Consider the following 19,456-nt stretch of genomic DNA (forward strand, 5'->3'; position numbering starts at 1 on the left):
GACTACGCATAAATTTTCATAGCAAGGCTGCTACAACTTTAATTACCCAGCGCATTCGGGGCTATCCATGTTGTACAAAACCCTTAAGGGCCGCTTTTTTTTGGCCTGTTGCAGCCTTCTATTCACACTAAATACGGCAATAGCACAAGATCGCCCAACGAATCCGTTTAATTACACTCCTTTTAGCAAAGACCAAACCTCCGCTGACCTGCTTAACAAACTTAGCCGCGCAGCGCCTGCTGCTAACCCCAAGGTGATTGGATTAGCACTATCAGCCTTGAACTGCGCGCTCACACAGGGCATGTCGCCCGCGCGCAACCTGACGGTAATTGATTATTCGCTAGTCTCGACTAAACCGCGCCTGTGGGTGTTTGATCTGGTCACCGGCAAACTCCTGTTTCAAGAGTTGGTCGCCCACGGCATGAATACCGGTAAAAATTACGCGCGCAACTTCTCCAACATCTATGGCAGCCGCCAAACCAGCCTTGGCCTATTCCTCACCAAAGAAACCTATGTTGGCGCCAATGGATATTCACTGCGAATGGAAGGTTTAGAGGACGGCTTCAACGACAAAGCCATGGAGCGCGCGATTGTGTTTCATGGTGCCGATTATGTGGATTTAAAACTCGCCAAAAAACTCGGCCATCTTGGTCGCAGCCATGGTTGCCCTGCGGTGCGCAGAGGTATAGCGCGCAAAGTCATAGATACCATCAAGGGCGAGCAATTTTTATTTTCCTACTATCCCGACCAACAATGGCTCGCCACTTCGCAATTTTTAAACTGCCCAGACAATGGTCATCTGGCCCAAAAGTAGTTCCCTCCCCCCGCGATACCGGCCCCTACCCTCGGCGCCCGGCGCCCCCAAGCGTTAGTCACACAATGTAAAGCAATGTTAACAATCTTTTGATTTATCTGATAATTTTATCAAGCTATGTAAAAGCAGTCGCCGCACTGTAATTTACCCGCTATAACTACACTCAAAAGCACAATCAAAAAAATACAACCATAACAATCAAGACAAAAACTCCACTACAAAAGCTCAGGGTCAAACTCCATGAAAAAACGTTTGCTAACAAGCGGCTTACTGCCCGCCATCAGCCTGCTCAGCACCGCATTTATCTATTCGGCAACCTGCGTAGCGGCTGAAAAAAAAGAACCCTGGCAACTCGCCGAAGAAACCGAAGTGTGGGAACCGGTTCCCGCTGTTATCAGTGTTCCAGCAAGCGGTATACCTTCAGATGCAATGCAACTATTCGATGGGAAAAATTTAAACCAATGGCAAGGCGCCGAAGGTGGCGAAGCGAAATGGAAAATTGTCGATGGCGCACTTGTGGTAGTCCCTAAAACCGGCGACATCAAAACCAAAGAATCTTTTTGCGATGTGCAACTGCACGTTGAATGGAAAACCCCCACCTTAATTACCGATGAAAACGGCAAATTACTGGAAGGCCAAGGGCGCAACAACAGTGGCGTATTTTTTCAGGAGCGCTACGAAGTACAGGTGTTGGATTCCTACAACAATAAAACCTATCCCAATGGTCAAGCCGCCTCGATTTACAAACAATCCATACCACTGGTGAACGCATCGCGCGCACCGGGCGAATGGCAAACTTACGATATTATTTTCACCGCGCCAAAATTTGATGCCGCGCAAAAACTGACATCACCCGGTTACGTGACCGTGTTGCACAACGGCGTTTTAGTACAAAACCATTTCGAAATTCAGGGCGCCACCGAATGGATTGGCAAACCCGTCTACAAAGCCCACGGCTGCGCGCCGATTCGCTTGCAAGATCACGGCAATGCAATGAACTTCCGCAACATTTGGGTGCGCAAACTTTAATTTCATGTTCTTTCCGCTGACAGTTGCTTATTGCTCACACTGTCGATTGTTTGCGCCGCAGTTATTCACTGCGGCGCTTTTTTAATGCAATGACATAGGTAAAGATTATGTCTCTCCTGAATAACCTTGGATTATTTTCAAAAGTCGCGCTGCTGGGTTCGCTCATCGCCAGTGCTATGCCGCTCTATGCACAAAACCCAGCTGGTTTTTTTAAAGCGAACAACGCTTGGGTTAACGCCAGCAAAGTAAGCGCAGTCGGCAACAAATTACAAGCGACTATCGCCAGCGATGGCGAGATTCTCCTACTCACCACTAACGGCAGCGCTGAACACCTGAACACAACTGCATACCTCGGTGACTCTGTACTCGAAACAGAATTTTTGGTTCCAGAAGGTAGCGATGCAAAACTCTATGTGCAAGGTCGTTATGCAATAGACCTCAACAATGTCAACAACGAATGGCAAAAGTTATACGTCACCTTCCGTGCGCCGCGCTATAACGAAGCCAGTGCAAAAGTAGACCCGGCATTAATTGTGGAAGTGCGTATCAATGGTGAGACTGTATCGATAAATGATATCCGCACCGGCATGAGCGAAAACGCCAATGTCGGCTGGGAAAATCCGGCGGGCAATACCAGCTTTTTGGTCAAGAAAGGCCAACTGGCACTGCGCAATTTCATCATCGCGCCTGCAGATTTTTCATTAATCACCATGCCCAAAAATTCCGGTGAAGCCACCAATCAAAAAGAGTTGGTGGATTTTGTTGCACTCGGCAAAGAAACGTTTGAATCAGTCGGCTGTAATGCTTGTCACTCGGTAATTAAAAATGATTCCGGCGTTAGCTCTGGGCCGAATTTATTTGGCTTATTTAAGCGGGAGCCACGGGATCGCGAAATTGCAGAAGGTGGCGAAGGCCATCGCTTTACCATTAAAGCAGATCGCCAGTATTTACACCGCAGTATTCGCGCCGCGACCGATCAGTTAGCCATTGCCGAAAGCGGCGCTAAAAAAGGTGAAGCCTTTCTGCCCATCATGCCGGCATTTTCACCGCAGGTATTAAGCGATTTACAAATCAATGCGATTGGCGATTATCTCGCAACACTAAACGATGTGCACGACCAAGGCCCGACCATTAAACTGCTCGCGCAAACCGGCGCCGAAGAATACGACCCCATCGCCGACCGTTTGCAATTATTAGTTGACGATGAAGTGCGCATTCAGCGCGGGCCGATGACAGGTGTGTCCGGCCGTGCAATTCACGTAGGCTCACCCTGGGGCGTGAACTATTCATTTGATCCACGCCTGCTGGCGATCACCAAGATTTGGCAAGGCGGATTTTTGGATATGACCGGCGAGTTTACCAATCGCGGCGGCAAGGGTTTGAAGATGGGTTATGAAAGCCGCGAGATTAATTTTGGCGATCAGGAATTTTTATTTGCCCCACTCAATACGCAGGGCAAGATAATCGACTTCTCCTTTAAAGAGGCAAAATTCGGCGATGTGGAAACAATAAAGGCATCACTCAACAGCAAAGAAGATCACCTGCCCCGCGTAGCGGCAATGAATGCACAATTTTTAGGTTACACGCGCAATTCAAAACAAAAAAATGAATTGCCAACCTTTAATTATCGCGTTGGCAACAACACAATAAAAGTCCAAACTTCGATTGCCGCAAACGGCGATGTGAATATCACTGTAAACGGCGAGCTAAAAACTGCACAACAATTCTCGCTCAATACACAACTACTGCAAAGCGCAGCGGTGAACAAAGGTGAAATTAGCAACGGCCAGTGGAGCGTGCCTGCAGGCAGCAAAAGCGCCACGCTCACGGCAAAAATGCAAGTTGCCAATAATGTCTGGCATGCAAAAAAATCAGACTTCGATTATCGCAAACAACCAATCAGAATTACCCAAGCGAAAGCTGATCTGCCGGCGGGTTACAGTATCGAAAGTTATTATCCACCCAAAGATAATTTTGGCCGCGAGCAATTATTTGAAGCGCTTGGCTTAGCATTAACCCAAGACAACACTACAGTAGTTGCAACGCGCACTGCGGGAATCTGGCGCATGGTGAAAGGCCAATGGCATTTGTTTGCTGAAGGCACTTTTGACAGCCTTGGTGTATTAGTTGAAGACAAAAAAGGGCTCAGCGTAATCGCCGGACAAAAAGCCGAACTCACGCGCATTAGCGATACCAACGGCGACGGCATCGCCGACAGTTATGAAACTTTATTTGATGCCCATTCCTATCACGGCAACTATCACTCCTATATGCATGGGCCGGTGCGCGGCAAAGACGGTGCTTACTACATCAGCATCAATCTTGCCGATGGCGGCGATGGCTCCACCTACAAAGCTGATGGCAAATACATGGGCTCACAAGGTGGTTTATCGGGATGGAATATTCGCGTTGAACCCAACGGAAGATTTGAACTGTGGGCCAATGGTTTACGCAGCCCTGCTGGTTTAGGCACTGCGCCAGATGGTCGCCTGTGGTATTCCGATAATCAGGGTGAATTTATGGGCACCTCGAAAATTTTTATCATCGAAAAAGATAAATTTTACGGTCACCCATCAGGCCTTGTGGATTTACCCGGCATGACACCCGACTCGCCAGAAATTGCGTGGGACAAAGTACAAAACAAACGCACCAACGCAATAGTTTTGTTGCCACACAATCGTGTTGCCAACTCGCCCGGCAATCCCGCATGGGATACCACTAAAGGAAAATTCGGTGCATTTGCAGGTCAAATGTTAATGGGCGATCAAACCCAATCGAATTTATTGCGCATCGCATTTCAAACGGTTGATGGTGTTGAGCAAGGCAGTGTGATGCCGTTTATTGATGGCCTCGAATCTGGCGTAATGCGCCCACTCTTTTTGAAAGATGGCAGTTTATTGCTCGGTCAAACGGGTCGCGGCTGGCAGGCAAAAGGCGGCCATGTCGCGAGTTTGCAACGCATTGTGTGGGACGGAAAAACCATTGCACCGGCGATTAGAGAAATGCTCGCTACCGCAACCGGTTTTAGCCTTGAATTAACGCAAGCAATTGACAATAAAATAACGGCAGATGAATTAAAATCGCTGTTAACCTTGGAGTCTTGGGTGTACCGCGATGCGCCGGATTACGGCTCGGATGAACTGGGTTTACAACAAGAAGCAATCAAATCGATTTCACTGAGTGATGACCGTAAATCGATTCGGATTGATTTGGCATCACTGGAGCTAGCAAATATTCACCCACAACAAACTGCGCGGGTTTATCACGCACAGTTAAAAACTCAATCATTGTTTAGCAAAAACGCCCCAGAAAAAATGGATACTTATTACACGCTGTATAAGTTTCCCGCAGTTAAAAATTAAGCAGATAAATTACCCAAGTGCGATAAAAATGGATTCCGGCATTTGCTCTGAGACCGTGCGCAGCAAGAATGCTGTGCCCGAGCCTACATGGATGTATTCACGGCGTGTCTCAGAGTGAGTGACGGAGTCCATTTATCCCCCAGTTAAAAACCAAATTACCATACAGATAAACTAAGGCTTTAAATGAAAACTTTCCGCTTCTCCCCATTATTCCTTGCAGTCATCACACTACCCACACTGGCCTCTACCGAAGAACTTATTGTTACCGGCAGTTATAGCCCGGTCACTAACGAACAATTGTCCTCTTCTGTATCGGTAATCAACAAAGAACAATTGTTGCAACTGAGCAATCACAGTTTGATTGATGCGTTGCGCCAAGTGCCCAGCCTCTGGGTAGAAGAACAAGGTGGCCCAGGCGGGATTACCTCAATAGCATTGCGCGGCGCTGAAGCAAACCACACGCTTGTCCTGCTTGATGGTGTGCAGCTCAACGATCCCACCAATACCCGCGGCGGTGCATTTGATTTAAATGGCATCAACATCGAATCCATCGAGCGTATTGAAATTATTCGCGGCGCACAATCAGCGGTCTATGGTTCAGATGCACTCGCTGGTGTGATTCACATCATCACCCAAACACCAGGGAAAAAATCCACTACCTTAAATGCAAGCTTGGGCAGCGATGATTACAGCAGCGTTGGTGTATCTACCAGCGGCAGCATCAACAAGCTCAGTTATGCATTTAGTTTACAAGGTAAAGATGCTGGCGAACCCGTTGTTGGCAGCACCGCAAAAAATACTGAATTCACCAGCCGTTTGAACTGGCAACAAGATACACACACAGTGAATTTTAATTATCGCTATTTTGATGGTGAACGCACCAGTTTCCCCGAGCAAAGTGGCGGGCCAGAATTTTCTGTTGGTCGGGACTTGGACATGAGCGATTATAAAGACCAAAGCGCCGCATTGAATTGGATATCACAGGTTAATCACATTTGGAAAAGCAAAGTAAGTGCAAGCTGGTATCAACGCGACGAAGATCTTACCTCTCCCGGAATAATTCCCTTCGATGCTGTTCCACCTAATGGTTCAGTGGTTGATTTTAATCGCACCCAATTTAGCTGGATCAACACACTCGGCGATAAACAAAAATTCTGGGCGAATATTGGTGTAGAAACTAAAAAAGAAGATGGAGCCAGTGAAGGCTATCTATTTTCACCAGATGTATACCCGATTAATTTTGCTCTGGATCGCCAAATTGACAGCGCCTTTATCAATTTGAATACCTATGCCACTAAGGCGTGGTTAGTGCAAGCCAGCATTCGCCGCGATGATGCAGAAGGTTTTGATGCGAATGACAGCGGCCAAATAGGCACCAAGTTTACCGTCAATGACAATTGGACACTGTTCGCCAATTGGGGCGAAGGCTTTAAACTTCCGAGCTTTTTTGCGCTGGGCCATCCACTAGTGGGCAACGCCGATTTGCAACCCGAAACAGTCACCACCCGCGATGCCGGTTTTGAATTTAATCAAAACACATTCAATGCACGGGTCAGCTATTTTGACCATCACTATCGCAACCTGATCGATTTTGATTCCGAAACATTCAGAAACGTCAACCGCTCGCGAGTAGAAACCAGCGGAGTTGAATCTGAATTTAATTGGCAAGTACAAGAAAATCTCAGCTTACGGGCGCATGCAACCTATACCGATATCGACATGATATCGTCTGACAATCACTTACTCGGCCGTCCACAAGTTACCTATGGCACATCTATTAATTACGCGTTAAACGATGCGTGGAGTTTCAACGCGCAATATATCCGGGTAGATGAGCGCTTTGCCGTCAGCCGCTACACTGGCACTGATGTTGAACAAGCATTGGCTGCCTACAACCGTTTTGATGCCAGCGCACAATGGAAACTCAATGCACAACTTCAAGTAGGCCTGAGCTTGGAAAATCTTGCCGATGAAGACTACTACACCGATATAGGTTTCCCAGCGGCAGGGCGCAGTGCAAAAATCAATGTGAAATTAAATTTCTAAACTTTTAGTGAGCCTCAAAAAACCGCTCACGCGCAAGCTGGGCGGTTTTTTATGTAGTGGGGCTCGTTATTTACCTCCTATCTGTTGCAACTAGTAAACTCACCTAGGTTGTGCACACTTTTGATGTTTACTCTCACAGCCTATCGCTTCAATCTAAATTCCTGCCACAACACTTCATCTAATTGTACAGGTGTTATTTCGGTTACCATTTCCTCATCGCCGCGTAATTGCTTTAATTGGTTGCCGGACAAAACTGTTCGGCCATCTGGGCGCTGTTGCATTACCAGATAGCGTTGCACAAATACGGCGTCGGGATGGGTGGAGTTGTAGTAATTGACGGGCATAAAGTCGATCATTTCCATGGGGTATAAATCAAAACCAAATTGATTCGCCCATTCACTTTTTACCAGGGCTTTTAAAACAAACTCGCCGCGCTCGTTTTTATCCAACATAAAAGTTTCATTGTCTTGCTGGATAATCTGCCCCAACTGATTTAACTCAATGGGTCCACGCAAACCAAAACTGCCAAAACCGGTATCGCACAACCAGCGCTCTGCGCCGATTTTTACCACGAGTACCATATGGGACTTGGGACGGCGATAGGGATAAAACATGGGGCGCGCGCCGATCAGATCGTACTCAAACCCTAAAGCGGTCAGGGCCATGGCAAACAAACTATTCACTTCGTAACAGTAGCCGCCGCGATTGTGATAGACAATTTTATTGACTATATCTTCCGGCACCAGAGATACAATTTTACCTGCTTGCACATCGAGATTCTCAAACGGAATGGATTGCAGCTGACAACGCATTAATTTGCATAAGTTATCGGCACTCACAATAAGCTCGCCTGCATATCCAATTCGTTGCAAATAATCCGTTAAAACAAAGTTTTGTGCCTGCATTCGCTACTCCTGCTAAGAATTAAACAAAAAATAACTTACATACCATAAACGAAATCTCTATTCTTGGCATCCGCTAGATGAGTTGAGAGTTTAATCATGAATCCGCAGTTGACGGTATGGTTGATGGTGATTGCAAGCACCTTTTTTTGGGGCAGTAATTTTAATGCAGGCCATGCAATCGCAGATGATGTAGCACCGCTTACCGCAGCCGCTGAACGCTTTGGTATAGCACTGATCCTGTTTTTATTATTACGCCTGGTGCAGGGCAAGGCCGAATCCCGGTTGGAATGGAAAGATGCGCGCGCACTGATTCCACTCGGCATTATTGGTGTGTTCGGATTTAACTACGCTTTTTTTACTGCACTGCACACCACATCGGCATTAAATGCAGCGTTAATTATGGCGCTATCGCCCATGTTGTCACTGGTGTTTTCTGTCTGGCTACTCAAAACCCGCATACGAGCTTATCAATACATAGGTATTGTGTTGGCTTTTATGGGCGTCAGTTTGGTGATTACCGGCGGGAATTTTGCTTTACTACATATCGCCCTTGGCGATGCGTGGATGCTGGGCGCCTGTATTGTTTGGAGCCTTTATAGTGTGGGCACAAAAAAATTTGCTGGCCATATTCCATCATTACAACTGGCCCGCTGGACGGTCAGCATAGGTGCAATTGCATTAATGATTAGCGCCAGTGTCATTGAACAACCTTTTGCGACCATTCCGAATTTATCCTTAACAACCCATGGAATTTTATTTTATATGTCGATCTGTGGAACTGTATTGGCGTATATTTTTTGGTTGCGCGGCGTGCATTTTCTGGGGCCAGATAAATCTGCAATTGCGTTTAATCTAGTTCCCGTTTCCACGCTGTTGGTAAGCCTCGCACTAGGCACCCTGCCCAATATCATTCAGCTGTTAGGTATGTTGTTAGTGTTATTCGGGGTGGTGATTTCCAGCGGTTGGCGGCCAGGATTTAAACGCGCAATTGCCTAAGCCGTTAAATAAAAAGGCCCTCGCGAAGAGGGCCTGCAATTCACATATTAACGAATCATTATCTCTCGGACTTCTGGCCGGACTAACTCACCAGAAAATGCCTCTGCAGACATCTTTTGCTGGCGCCCACTCGCTGCTGAAGGGCATACACCGGTTGCACGCAATTGCAGCGCGGCGGCAAGCAAGCCTTCGTTCGGGTCACCCAACTCACGCGTCAAATCATCGGCCACTTTACAACCTTTGACTTTATCCAAACCGTTATCGGTACTGGACGGAATAAAGCCGTCACTATATTCACCAAAACCTTTGGCATTAATCGCTTTAAATTGAATGGTGTAATAGGTGGTGCCGCAGTTTGGCTGCGGTAAAAAGCCATAGGGTTTGCCGCAGGTGGTATCACCAATTAAATACACACTCACACCAATACCGCGCAAACTGTTGATAACCAATTCACTTGCCGAGCAAGTGCCTTTAGTCGCCAACACATACACACGCTGCAAATTCAGCGTAGGCAAGGTTAAGGATTTATTTAAACCGTAGAGGCCGGTATCCAGAAAACCCCAGGGATCTTCTTTAGGACTTTTTGAATTAGCAACATCTTGATAGAACACTTTATTGCGAGTGTTTGCCCCTGCAATCATATAACCCACTTGCGCAGCAACCGAGATGTAACCACCGCCGTTGTAGCGCATATCCACCACCAGATCAGTCACACCAGAATTTTTCAGTGAGTTCACAGCAGTGACCCATTGATCTTGCGCATCAGGAATAAATGTATTGAATTGCACATAACCCACCTTGCTTCCGTTATGGGTAATGGTTTTGGCAACCGAGACGGAATCGGTCGGCAGCGAAGCCGATTCCAAAACAACCTTGCGCGTGGTACTAGCCCCTTGATCGAGAATTTCAAATTCATGCACCGCATTAATCTGCGAAGGATAGAGTGCATCAACCAGCGTATTAATATTAACGGTCGCAACACTTAAGCCATCAATTGCAATGATTTTTGCACCGCGCTTTATACCTTTATTGGCAGCGGGCGATCCAGTATCGCTATAGGTCACATAAATCGTGCGTGGAATATCCCAACTCGCTTTGAGGTTGAGGCCATAGCCGTAGGTAATACCGGCAGTCCAAGCTTCTTCATTTTCAGTGGGCTCATAAAAATGAAAGTTATCTTTAGGCGAACCTGATGCGGTTTTTTTACTGGAAACCAAACGCTTAAAATAGGCTTGCGGTGTATCACCGTTATTAGGATTTACATCTGGCAAATCTTCAAACCACAAATAGGTTTCGTAACTCCAGGAGCGCAAGAAGTTTTTCTCTTGCAAGCTGCTGCCTTTTTTATCGGGAAACGGAATACCGGTAATTTTGCTCGCTCCCACACGTGGCGCCGCACAATAGTGTGCAAAACTGTTAGATGACTTATACACACCCGCTTGCCATGCATCAGTACTACCACCACTAGAAAATGGATTACCTCCGCCGCTCCCGCCACCTCCACCGCCGCCACCGCAGGCAGTCAATAAACAGGAGAGGCCAAACGCGAGGCTCAACTTGGGCAAATGTGTGGATGCTAGCAATACAGAAAACGAAGAACGCGAGGTGATACGCAAGTAAGAAGAGGATTCTTTCACGAGAGACTTCCTTAATATCCTATAAGCCCGCGTGCGGTATGCCACGGGTAGATGCAGGATAAAAGAAAATGGCGGATAAAACTATGCCGCAACGCAGACATCATTAAGTGGCTGACACACATCCCTGTGTGTCACACAAATTAGAGCTGAGTGGTTACTACAGGCGTCAAATAGACTTTTTTAGCGGAGATATTGGTAGCCTTACCGATAATATCAATTTCACCTTTAAGGCGAATATCTGCCGACGACGCTCCCATAAGCAAATTGATTTTGCCCGGCTCCAGCACAAAATCCATCTTGCGATCATAGAAACCCAACTGATTCGCCGAGAGCGTAAAGGTCACCCGTGCCGATTCATTAGGAGCAAGGCTGACGCGCTTAAAGCCACGCAATTGTTTTACTGGCTGAGTCACACTCGCAACTGGATCATTGGTATAAAGCTGCACAATTTCATCGCCTGCGCGCTTGCCGGTATTGGTGATAGTTACGCTAATATCAACCGATTCATTGGCACTGAGTTTGGTTTTACTCCACTGCAGATCTTTATATGCAAACTGCGTGTAACTCAAACCAAAGCCGAATGGATAAAGCGCATCAGTTTTATCAAATGCATAACCACGTTTTGCTGCAGGCTTGTAATTGTAGTAAACCGGCAAGTGACCAACGGAGCGCGGCACACTCACCGGCAATTTGCCACCGGGATTTACCTCACCAAATAAAACTCGTGCAAGTGCATGACCAGTTTCTTGGCCCAGATACCAGCCTTGCAGAATGGCCGGTGCGGTTTCAGCCAGTTTGCTAATCGCCAGCGGACGCCCACCGATCAACACCACCACGGTTGGCTTGCCAGTTGCCAATACTGCATCAACCAACTGTTGCTGCTCACCCAACAACTCCAAGCTAGTGCGATCCCCCAGATGGCTTTCAGCCCAAGCCTCGCGCGAAGTCGCTTCGTTATCGCCCACCACTACAATCGCCACATCACTTTTTTGCGCTGCGGCAACGGCTTTGGCAATCATGCCTTTGGTGTCCGCAGGTGTTGCAAGCACCACCTCATCTGTATGCCAACGCTGCTTGGAGCGTGAATTTGCTGCCGCAGAATCCGCATCGGACGCCCACTTTTCAATCGTCAACAAGGTGCCTTTTTCATGATGAAGTGTTACCCCAGTGCCAAGATATTCTTGCAAACCTTGTAAAATACTGACGGTTTTTTTCGGCACATCGCTGTAACCACCAAGCAGGGTTTCATCCACATGCGGACCAATCAAAGCAACTGACTTTAATGCGGACTTATTCAGCGGCAGAATATTTTTTTCATTCTTCAATAACACAATTGATTTTTCAGCGAGCATTTGTGCAAAGGCAACATGCTTGGCATTGCCGATAAACTCTTCAACACCTTCTTCTTTCACGTAGGGATTTTCAAACAAACCAAGCATAAATTTTTCATGCAATACGCGCGCAACAGCGGTATCGAGTTGTTTGATACTGAGTTTTTTATCTTTAACCAATTGCACCAGTGTCTTATAAGCGTCGCCATCGGGGGTCTCTACATCGACACCGGCGTTAATTGCCATGAGTGCCGCTTCAGATTTGTCTGACGCGAGATTATGGCGCGAAACCAATTCGGCAATCGCAAAATAGTCGCTCACCACCACACCGTCAAAACCCCACTCGCCGCGTAAAATATTTTGCAGCAAATCAACATTTGAATGGGAGGGAATACCATCGATTTCGTTGTAAGATGCCATCACACTACGCGCACCGCCCACTTTGATTGCTGCTTCAAATGGCGGCAGAAAAATTTCGCGCAAACCGCGCTCACCAATCGGCGCAGGCGCTGTGTTTAGACCACCAACCGGTTCACCGTGACCGGCCAAATGTTTTAATGTGGCAATCACGCGATTAGGCGCAATACCTTCACCATCACCTTGAAAACCTTTAATGCTGGCAACGCCTAATTCCGTAACCAGATAGGGATCCTCACCCATGGTTTCTTCAATGCGTCCCCAGCGTGGGTCGCGCGCCACATCGAGAATCGGCGTTAGTGCTTGATGCACCCCCACGGCACGAACTTCTTGCGCGGCAATTGCGTACATATCGTGAATTAATTGGGCATCCCAGATACTGGCCAAGCCTATCGCCTGAGGAAAACTGGTTCCGTTGCGCGCGGCAAATCCGTGCAAGGCCTCTTCATGAAAAATCGCGGGAATACCCAAACGGGTTTTTTCCACTAAATATTTTTGTACCGCATTAGTGAACGCAACGGTTTGTGCCGGCGTTTTATTAATCGAGATAGTGGCTTTATTTTCCGCCGGGCGCGCCACCTGCCCAATACCTAAACCTAGAATATCTTTGGCATTCTCTTCGGTAAATATACCCTCATCTGTCTCCAGCTTTTGGCGCGCGGCCCAGACGGTTTGTAATTGCGCCGCCTTTTCCTCTAAGGTCATACGTTTGAGCAAATCTTTTACCCGTGTATCGATGGGTTTTTCTGGATTTTTATACACCGGCTCTGCCGCCACAGTTGTCGCACTAGCCAAGGCTAGCACCATGCTTGCAATACCTATTTGATAAAACTTTTTTGTGGTTGTGTTCATTGGGTTTTGACCTCATGTGGTTAACACTTTTACTCATTATTTAGTAAATACACTCTTGCCATTAGCAACAGCGCCTTTAGGGCAACCGTGACAACATCCTTTTTTATTTTTTATTAGATTAAAAAAAAGCCGCCAAGCATCTGGTCACTAATGAGTCGATGTTTAGCGGCTAAGCTTTGCTAGAAAAACCCGGTTAACCCAAAATAATCAGGGTTAACCAACTGGGATTTAACAACCAGAATTAACGAATGTAACGATTGATTACGTTTTCGTACAGTTCCTGACGACCACTTTGCAGAACAATCTCGCCGCCTTTGTTGCCCAGGTCAGCCAGTTGTTGCAGAGTCAATTTACCTTGTTCGTAGGCAGCGCCATTACCCGCATCAAATGACGAGTAACGCTCTTTGCGCATACCTTCCAGCGGTGATTGTTGAATCAAGCTATCAGCGATTAACAATGCGCGAGCAAAGGTATCCATACCGCCAATATGGCCGTAGAACAAATCGATAAAGTCGGGAGAATTACGACGCGCTTTTGCATCGAAGTTAACACCACCACCTTGCAAACCACCTGCGCGCAAGAACACCAACATCATCTCAACAGTTTCGTTGATGTTGTAAGGGAATTGATCTGTGTCCCATGCGTTTTGGTAGTCGCCGCGGTTAGCATCCAATGAACCCAACATGCCAGCGTTTGCTGCTGCTTGCATATCGTGACACATGGTGTGGCCAGCCAAGGTCGCGTGGTTAGTTTCCAGATTCAATTTAAAATCCTTATCCAAACCGTGGTGACGCAAGAAACCAATTACTGTTTCTGCATCGAAATCGTATTGATGCTTTGAAGGCTCCATTGGTTTTGGCTCAATGAAGAAATAGCCTTTAAAGCCTTGGCCGCGGGCGTAATCGCGAGCCATAGTCAGGAAGCGCGCCATATGTTCTTGCTCGCGTTTCATGTCGGTATTGAGCAAGCTCATATAACCTTCACGGCCACCCCAGAACACGTAGTTCTCACCGCCAAGTGCGATGGTTGCATCAATCGCATCTTTTAATTGCGCACCGGCATAAGCCACTACGTTGAAATCTGGATTGGTAGACGCGCCGTTCATATAACGCGGGTTGGAAAACAGATTGGCGGTGCCCCACAATAACTTCACACCAGAAGCTGCTTGCTTTTGTTTGGCGTATTCAACGATGGTTTGCAAACGCTTGGAAGTTTCTGCGCGAGTAGCGCCTTCATCGATCAAATCTATATCGTGGAAGCAGTAGTAAGGTGTGCCGAGTTTGGTGATAAATTCAAATGCCGCGTCCATTTTTTCGTGCGCACGCGCCACTGCATCAGCAGTTGATGACCATGGAAATATTTTAGTGCCTGGGCCGAACGGATCGTGACCAGCGCCACAAAAACTGTGCCAGTAACAGGTGGCAAACTTGAAATGTTCTTTCATAGTTTTGCCTGCCACTACACGATTTTCGTCGTAGTATTTAAATGCTAAAGGATTGTCAGAATCAGCGCCTTCGAAACCGATTTTGCCAACGCCGGGGAAATATTCTTTGCTACCGATAACAACGCTCATAATTTTCACCTTGAGGATTTTTTACTAAAACACTATTCAAAAAAATTGTTTATCGCGACTTTTTTCACCGATTTATTGCGGCAAAAAGTGAACCCAGTTTTGATAAGCATCCTGATACTGCGCAAGCAATTCTGCCTGTGGCTCAACCACGCTCAAGCGGGTCAAACCGGTAAAAGCTTCTGTTGCTGACGCGTAATAACCACTGCCCAACGCCGCCGCGCGCGCTGCACCTTCGGCGCCGTCGGTTTCAAACATTTCAACGGCTGCTTGCGTGGTATTAGCAAAGGTTTGTGCGAACACATCGCTCAAAAACATATTGCCTTTGCCCGCGCGCACCACATCGCAACTACCGCCTAAGGATTTCAACACATCAAAACCCTGATTGAGAGAGAATACGATTCCCTCTTGCGCGGCACGCACCATGTGACCTAAACCGTGGCGATTAAAATCGAGGTTGCGCAACTGCGCGCCCAGATTTTTATTTTGGAAAATACGTTCAGCGCCATTGCCAAACGGATGGAACAACAAACCTTCACTACCTACCGGCACCGCTTGTGCCAGTGAATTTAACTGGGGATAAGACGGTGTTGCGCCCGCCTCACCCAAAGTTTGACGCAACCAGGAATACAAACGGCCGCAGCCGTTTACACAAACCAAGACACCGTTGCGATTTTTTTCTTCGGTATTGGTAACGTGTAAAAACGTATTCACGCGAGATTCCACATCTGCTGCGGGCTGATCGGTCACGCCGTAAATCACACCCGATGTTCCTGCAGTTGCTGCCACTTCACCCGGCTCCAGCACATTCAAGCTAAAGGCATTGTTGGGCTGATCGCCAGCGCGATAACAAATTTTTACTCCCTCGCGCAAACCTAATTCAGCGGCAACACTTGCACTGACATGAGATTGCACCCCAAAACTCGGAACAAGATCAGGGATCAAATCACTAGCCATTCCCCAGTGTTCCAATAGCTCAGTGGCAACACGGTTTTGTTTAAAATCCCACAGGGTCCCTTCTGACAAACCAGAGGCAGTGGTATTAATCACGCCAGATAATTTCATCGCAACAAAATCACCGGGCAGCATAATTTTATGAATGCGCGCAAAAATATCCGGTTGGTTTTGTTGCACCCAGCGCAATTTTGCTGCGGTGAAATTACCGGGCGAGTTAAGCAGATGACCAAAACAATAATCTGCGCCCAGCTCCTCTAGCGCCGCATTACCTAGCGGTACCGCGCGGCTATCGCACCAGATAATCGACGGACGCAGCACTTTTTGGTCTTTGTCTACCACTACCAAACCATGCATCTGGTAGGAGATACCAATCGCATCAATTTGCTTGGGATCAAAACCTGCCCGCGCCACCAAGCACGAAAACCCCTGACGGATACAGTCCCACCAGGTATCGGGATGCTGTTCGGCAAAACCTACTGCGGGACTGTCAATCGCTAACTCAGACTCAGGATAGGAAAGCGCGCCCAGACTCTTACCTGTGTGGCCATCCAACACCGATAACTTGACTGAAGAACTGCCGACATCAATACCAAGAAACAACATAAAGGCTCGCTAATTCAGAGAGTTAATACGCCCGACCGGTCTTATCGCGGCGTGATCTGTAAGGTTCAGCACAGCGTGTGACTAAAAGCTGTGCAATCCCTTAAACCATGTAGACAGAATAGCTTATTGTCCAACTGACAACAAGATGAAAGAGTGTAAATATTTATCAGCGAAGCCTTTCGCGCGCCATAAACAAGCATTAAATGGCAGGCAAATCGCTGAACTGACACTATAGTGCACAGAGATCAGGCAGGCTAAGGCGCAAAAAACGCGTTACTATGCGCCTCTCGACCATTTTTTCACTGGCTTATACAATGCCCATTAAATGAACCTATCGTTCAGATCTCCACTAACTAAAAGAAACAATCATTCCAGCGCAAGCCCTGAGGACATTGCACGTGCCCAATAACCATATTCCCGGCAGCCAACACTCACCCAATGCATTAAGCCTAGCGGAGAATGTCATTAAAGCACTCTCTATCGATAACTTGGTGTTTGGGTTGGACAACGACGACCTGAAAATCTTGTTGGTCAAACAAACGGATCCCCTGCACCAAGGCAAATGGGCGCTACCGGGCGGCTGGATTCGCTACGACGAAAATCTGCGCGACGCGGCTTACCGCTTGCTGGAAGAATTGACCGGCGTGCGCGATCTATTTTTGGAGCAGCTAAAGACCTTCGGCCGGGTTGACCGTTTTCCCAGCGAGCGGGTAGTGACCATCGCTTATTATGCTTTGGTGAGTGCGGATAAGTTTTCACTGGTAGCGGGCCAGAGCGCTGCGGATGTGAGCTGGCAAAGCGTGAACAACCTGCCAGAACTGGTGTATGACCACGCCGAGATTATCGAACACGGGCTAAAAGTCCTGCGCCATCAAGTTTGCCACCAGCCAATTGGCTTTAATTTGCTGCCCGAAAAGTTCACCCTGCTGCAACTCCAAGCATTGTATGAGGCGATCCTTAATACAACCTTGGATAAACCCAACTTCCGCCGCAAGATCATGAAGATGAACCTGTTGTCGCCCTGCAACGAAAAGCAGCAAGGCGTACCGCATCGTGCTGCAAGCCTTTATCGTTTTGATGCCGAGGCCTACAAACACCTCAGCGAGTCAGGCTTCGCCTTTGAGATCTAACCGCATAGATTTAACTGGCAGTTTACGAACCGCCATATAGTCAATTAAACCTTATTGCTTTAGTATCGCTTCACACGCTGAAATGCCAGTTCACGAGACTGGCATCTTCTCTGCTTCAAGACCTCAAGTACCCGGCAACAGCTGCCCGCCATCCGGCAACTGTGATATGGTCGCGCCGTCGAACCAGCGGCAATAACAAGCCAGCCCGCAAGGCCGGTATAAAAAGATAATTCAATAATAGGTATATCCATGAACGAGACCTCTAGCGCGAATCAGGCGAATACGCCGTTTATTATTCTCATTAGTGTCATCGCCACTATCGGTGGCTTTTTGTTTGGCTTTGATAGTGGTGTTATTAACGGTACGGTTGATGGGCTGCGAACCGCGTTTAATATCAACACCGCCGGTTTTGAAGTTTCATCTATGCTGCTCGGCTGCGCGGTGGGTGCCTTCTTCGCAGGGACCCTTGCCGATAAATTCGGGCGCAAAATTATTCTAATCATTGCCGCAGCACTGTTTATTATTTCAGCTTGGGGCTCAGGTGTAGCCACCGGCTCAATAGAATTTATTATCTACCGCATTTTGGGTGGTTTAGCGGTGGGCGCCGCCAGCGTAATGTGCCCAGCGTACATTAGCGAAGTGGCACCGGCCCGATATCGCGGCAAGCTTAGCTCAGTGCAACAAGTCGCCATTATTACCGGATTGACAGCCGCTTTTGTCAGTAACTATTTCCTCGCTAAAACTGCAGGCTCGTCACTATCGGTATTCTGGCTGGGCTATGAAACCTGGCGCTGGATGTTCTGGATGGAGCTGATCCCCGCCGTTATCTTTTTTGTCGCCTTGCTATTTATCCCTGAAAGCCCACGCTTCTTAATGGCCTCAGGCCAAAAAGACAAAGCCAGAACTGTGTTGGTACAACTTTACGGCGCCGCTGAAGGCAATGCCAAGGTGAGTGAAATCGATGCATCTTTAGCCGCTGATCACCATAAACCCCGCCTGTCCGACATTATTGATAAAGCCACAAAGAAAGTTCGCCCGATTGTTTGGATCGGTGTTGGCTTGGCAGTTTTACAACAATTTGTCGGTATTAACGTGGTGTTTTACTACGGCTCGGTACTCTGGCAAGCGGCAGGCTTCTCCGAGTCTGACTCACTGTTAATCAACGTAGTTTCTGGCGTCGTCAGTATCGGCGCCTGTTTTATCACCTTCTTTGTGGTCGATAAAATTGGTCGCAAACCACTGCTCTGGATTGGATCTCTGGGCATGACAATCACCCTGTCGCTGGTGGCCATTGCCTTTTACGGCGCGCCGCTCGATGAGCAAAATAAACTCATCCTCTCCACTGAGATGGGTACGCTGGCACTGATCGCCGCCAACCTTTACGTGATTTTCTTTAACGTATCCTGGGGTCCGGTAATGTGGATCATGCTCGGTGAAATGTTCCCCAACCAAATTCGCGGCTCTTCATTGGCCGTCGCAGGTTTGGCACAGTGGGGCGCGAACTTCCTGATTACCTTTACCTTCCCCTACCTGCTGGCCTCGTCACTCGGCTTGCCTGGCGCCTATGGTATATACGCCTTCTTCTCCGCCTTCTCGATTTTCTTTGTACTGAAACTGGTCAAAGAAACCAAAGGCAAAGAGTTGGAGCAAATGGAAGGCTAACCCCCCACAGGGTGCATACCCTCTGTGCAAAATGGAAAGGCGAATCCGCAAGGCTTCGCCTTTTTTATTGGCGCAAGTAAGTCCAACAACAACACTTACAATTCTTAAACATTACCGCTGGTGTACAAGCAAATCCAACTTATGG

The 19,456-nt window shown here is 47.6% G+C and carries 13 protein-coding genes; 7 read left to right on the top strand and 6 right to left on the bottom strand.

Translation table 11 applies throughout. The features are described 5' to 3' along the window. Nucleotides 1–67: 67 nt before the first annotated feature. From AC2CG4_RS05790 to AC2CG4_RS05800, 3 genes are all read left to right on the top strand, one after another. On the top strand, nucleotides 68–814 hold the full coding sequence (locus AC2CG4_RS05790) for a murein L,D-transpeptidase catalytic domain family protein (RefSeq protein ID WP_484485343.1): 747 nt from the start codon (nucleotides 68–70) through the stop codon (nucleotides 812–814). A gap of 240 nt (nucleotides 815–1,054) precedes the next feature. Next, nucleotides 1,055–1,843, top strand: a complete 789-nt coding sequence (locus AC2CG4_RS05795) for a 3-keto-disaccharide hydrolase (RefSeq protein ID WP_484485344.1) — start codon at nucleotides 1,055–1,057, stop codon at nucleotides 1,841–1,843. Nucleotides 1,844–1,950: 107 nt separating this feature from the next. After that, a complete protein-coding gene (locus AC2CG4_RS05800) occupies nucleotides 1,951–5,205 on the top strand; it encodes a DUF7133 domain-containing protein (protein WP_484485345.1) in 3,255 nt (1,084 codons plus the stop codon). Nucleotides 5,206–5,214: 9 nt separating this feature from the next. Here the strand turns inward: AC2CG4_RS05800 and AC2CG4_RS05805 are convergent, their stop codons facing one another. Next, the gene (locus AC2CG4_RS05805; RefSeq protein ID WP_484485346.1) at nucleotides 5,215–5,337 is read right to left on the bottom strand and encodes a hypothetical protein; all 123 of its coding nucleotides are present in this window, start codon (nucleotides 5,335–5,337) and stop codon (nucleotides 5,215–5,217) included. A 51-nt stretch (nucleotides 5,338–5,388) separates the two neighbouring features. Here AC2CG4_RS05805 and AC2CG4_RS05810 point away from each other — a divergent pair, with 51 nt between their 5' ends. After that, nucleotides 5,389–7,251: a TonB-dependent receptor plug domain-containing protein gene (locus AC2CG4_RS05810; protein WP_484485347.1), complete on the top strand. Its 1,863-nt coding sequence runs from the start codon at nucleotides 5,389–5,391 to the stop codon at nucleotides 7,249–7,251. 140 nt (nucleotides 7,252–7,391) lie between these two features. Here AC2CG4_RS05810 and AC2CG4_RS05815 read toward each other — a convergent pair whose 3' ends face one another. Then, nucleotides 7,392–8,156, bottom strand: coding sequence for an arylamine N-acetyltransferase family protein (locus AC2CG4_RS05815; protein WP_484485348.1), 765 nt, complete (start codon nucleotides 8,154–8,156; stop codon nucleotides 7,392–7,394). 96 nt (nucleotides 8,157–8,252) lie between these two features. Between AC2CG4_RS05815 and AC2CG4_RS05820 the strand changes: the two genes are divergently transcribed. After that, nucleotides 8,253–9,152: a DMT family transporter gene (locus tag AC2CG4_RS05820; protein ID WP_484485349.1), complete on the top strand. Its 900-nt coding sequence runs from the start codon at nucleotides 8,253–8,255 to the stop codon at nucleotides 9,150–9,152. A 47-nt stretch (nucleotides 9,153–9,199) separates the two neighbouring features. Here AC2CG4_RS05820 and AC2CG4_RS05825 read toward each other — a convergent pair whose 3' ends face one another. From AC2CG4_RS05825 to AC2CG4_RS05840, 4 genes are all read right to left on the bottom strand, one after another. Continuing rightward, nucleotides 9,200–10,789 (bottom strand): S41 family peptidase, encoded by a 1,590-nt coding sequence (locus tag AC2CG4_RS05825; protein ID WP_484485350.1) that lies wholly within the window; start codon nucleotides 10,787–10,789, stop codon nucleotides 9,200–9,202. Nucleotides 10,790–10,929: 140 nt separating this feature from the next. After that, a complete protein-coding gene (locus AC2CG4_RS05830) occupies nucleotides 10,930–13,389 on the bottom strand; it encodes a glycoside hydrolase family 3 N-terminal domain-containing protein (protein ID WP_484485351.1) in 2,460 nt (819 codons plus the stop codon). Nucleotides 13,390–13,630: 241 nt separating this feature from the next. Next, a complete protein-coding gene (xylA, locus tag AC2CG4_RS05835; protein ID WP_484485352.1) occupies nucleotides 13,631–14,962 on the bottom strand; it encodes a xylose isomerase in 1,332 nt (443 codons plus the stop codon). A 72-nt stretch (nucleotides 14,963–15,034) separates the two neighbouring features. After that, entirely contained in the window at nucleotides 15,035–16,519 is a 1,485-nt protein-coding gene (locus AC2CG4_RS05840; protein WP_484485353.1) for a xylulokinase, read from the bottom strand. 398 nt (nucleotides 16,520–16,917) lie between these two features. Here AC2CG4_RS05840 and AC2CG4_RS05845 point away from each other — a divergent pair, with 398 nt between their 5' ends. Continuing rightward, nucleotides 16,918–17,649 (top strand): NUDIX hydrolase, encoded by a 732-nt coding sequence (locus tag AC2CG4_RS05845; RefSeq protein WP_484485354.1) that lies wholly within the window; start codon nucleotides 16,918–16,920, stop codon nucleotides 17,647–17,649. A 249-nt stretch (nucleotides 17,650–17,898) separates the two neighbouring features. Next, complete coding sequence (locus AC2CG4_RS05850) at nucleotides 17,899–19,311, top strand: sugar porter family MFS transporter (protein ID WP_484485355.1); 1,413 nt, start codon at nucleotides 17,899–17,901, stop codon at nucleotides 19,309–19,311. Nucleotides 19,312–19,456: the final 145 nt, after the last annotated feature.

The organism is Cellvibrio sp. ATLC23, assembly GCF_057196725.1.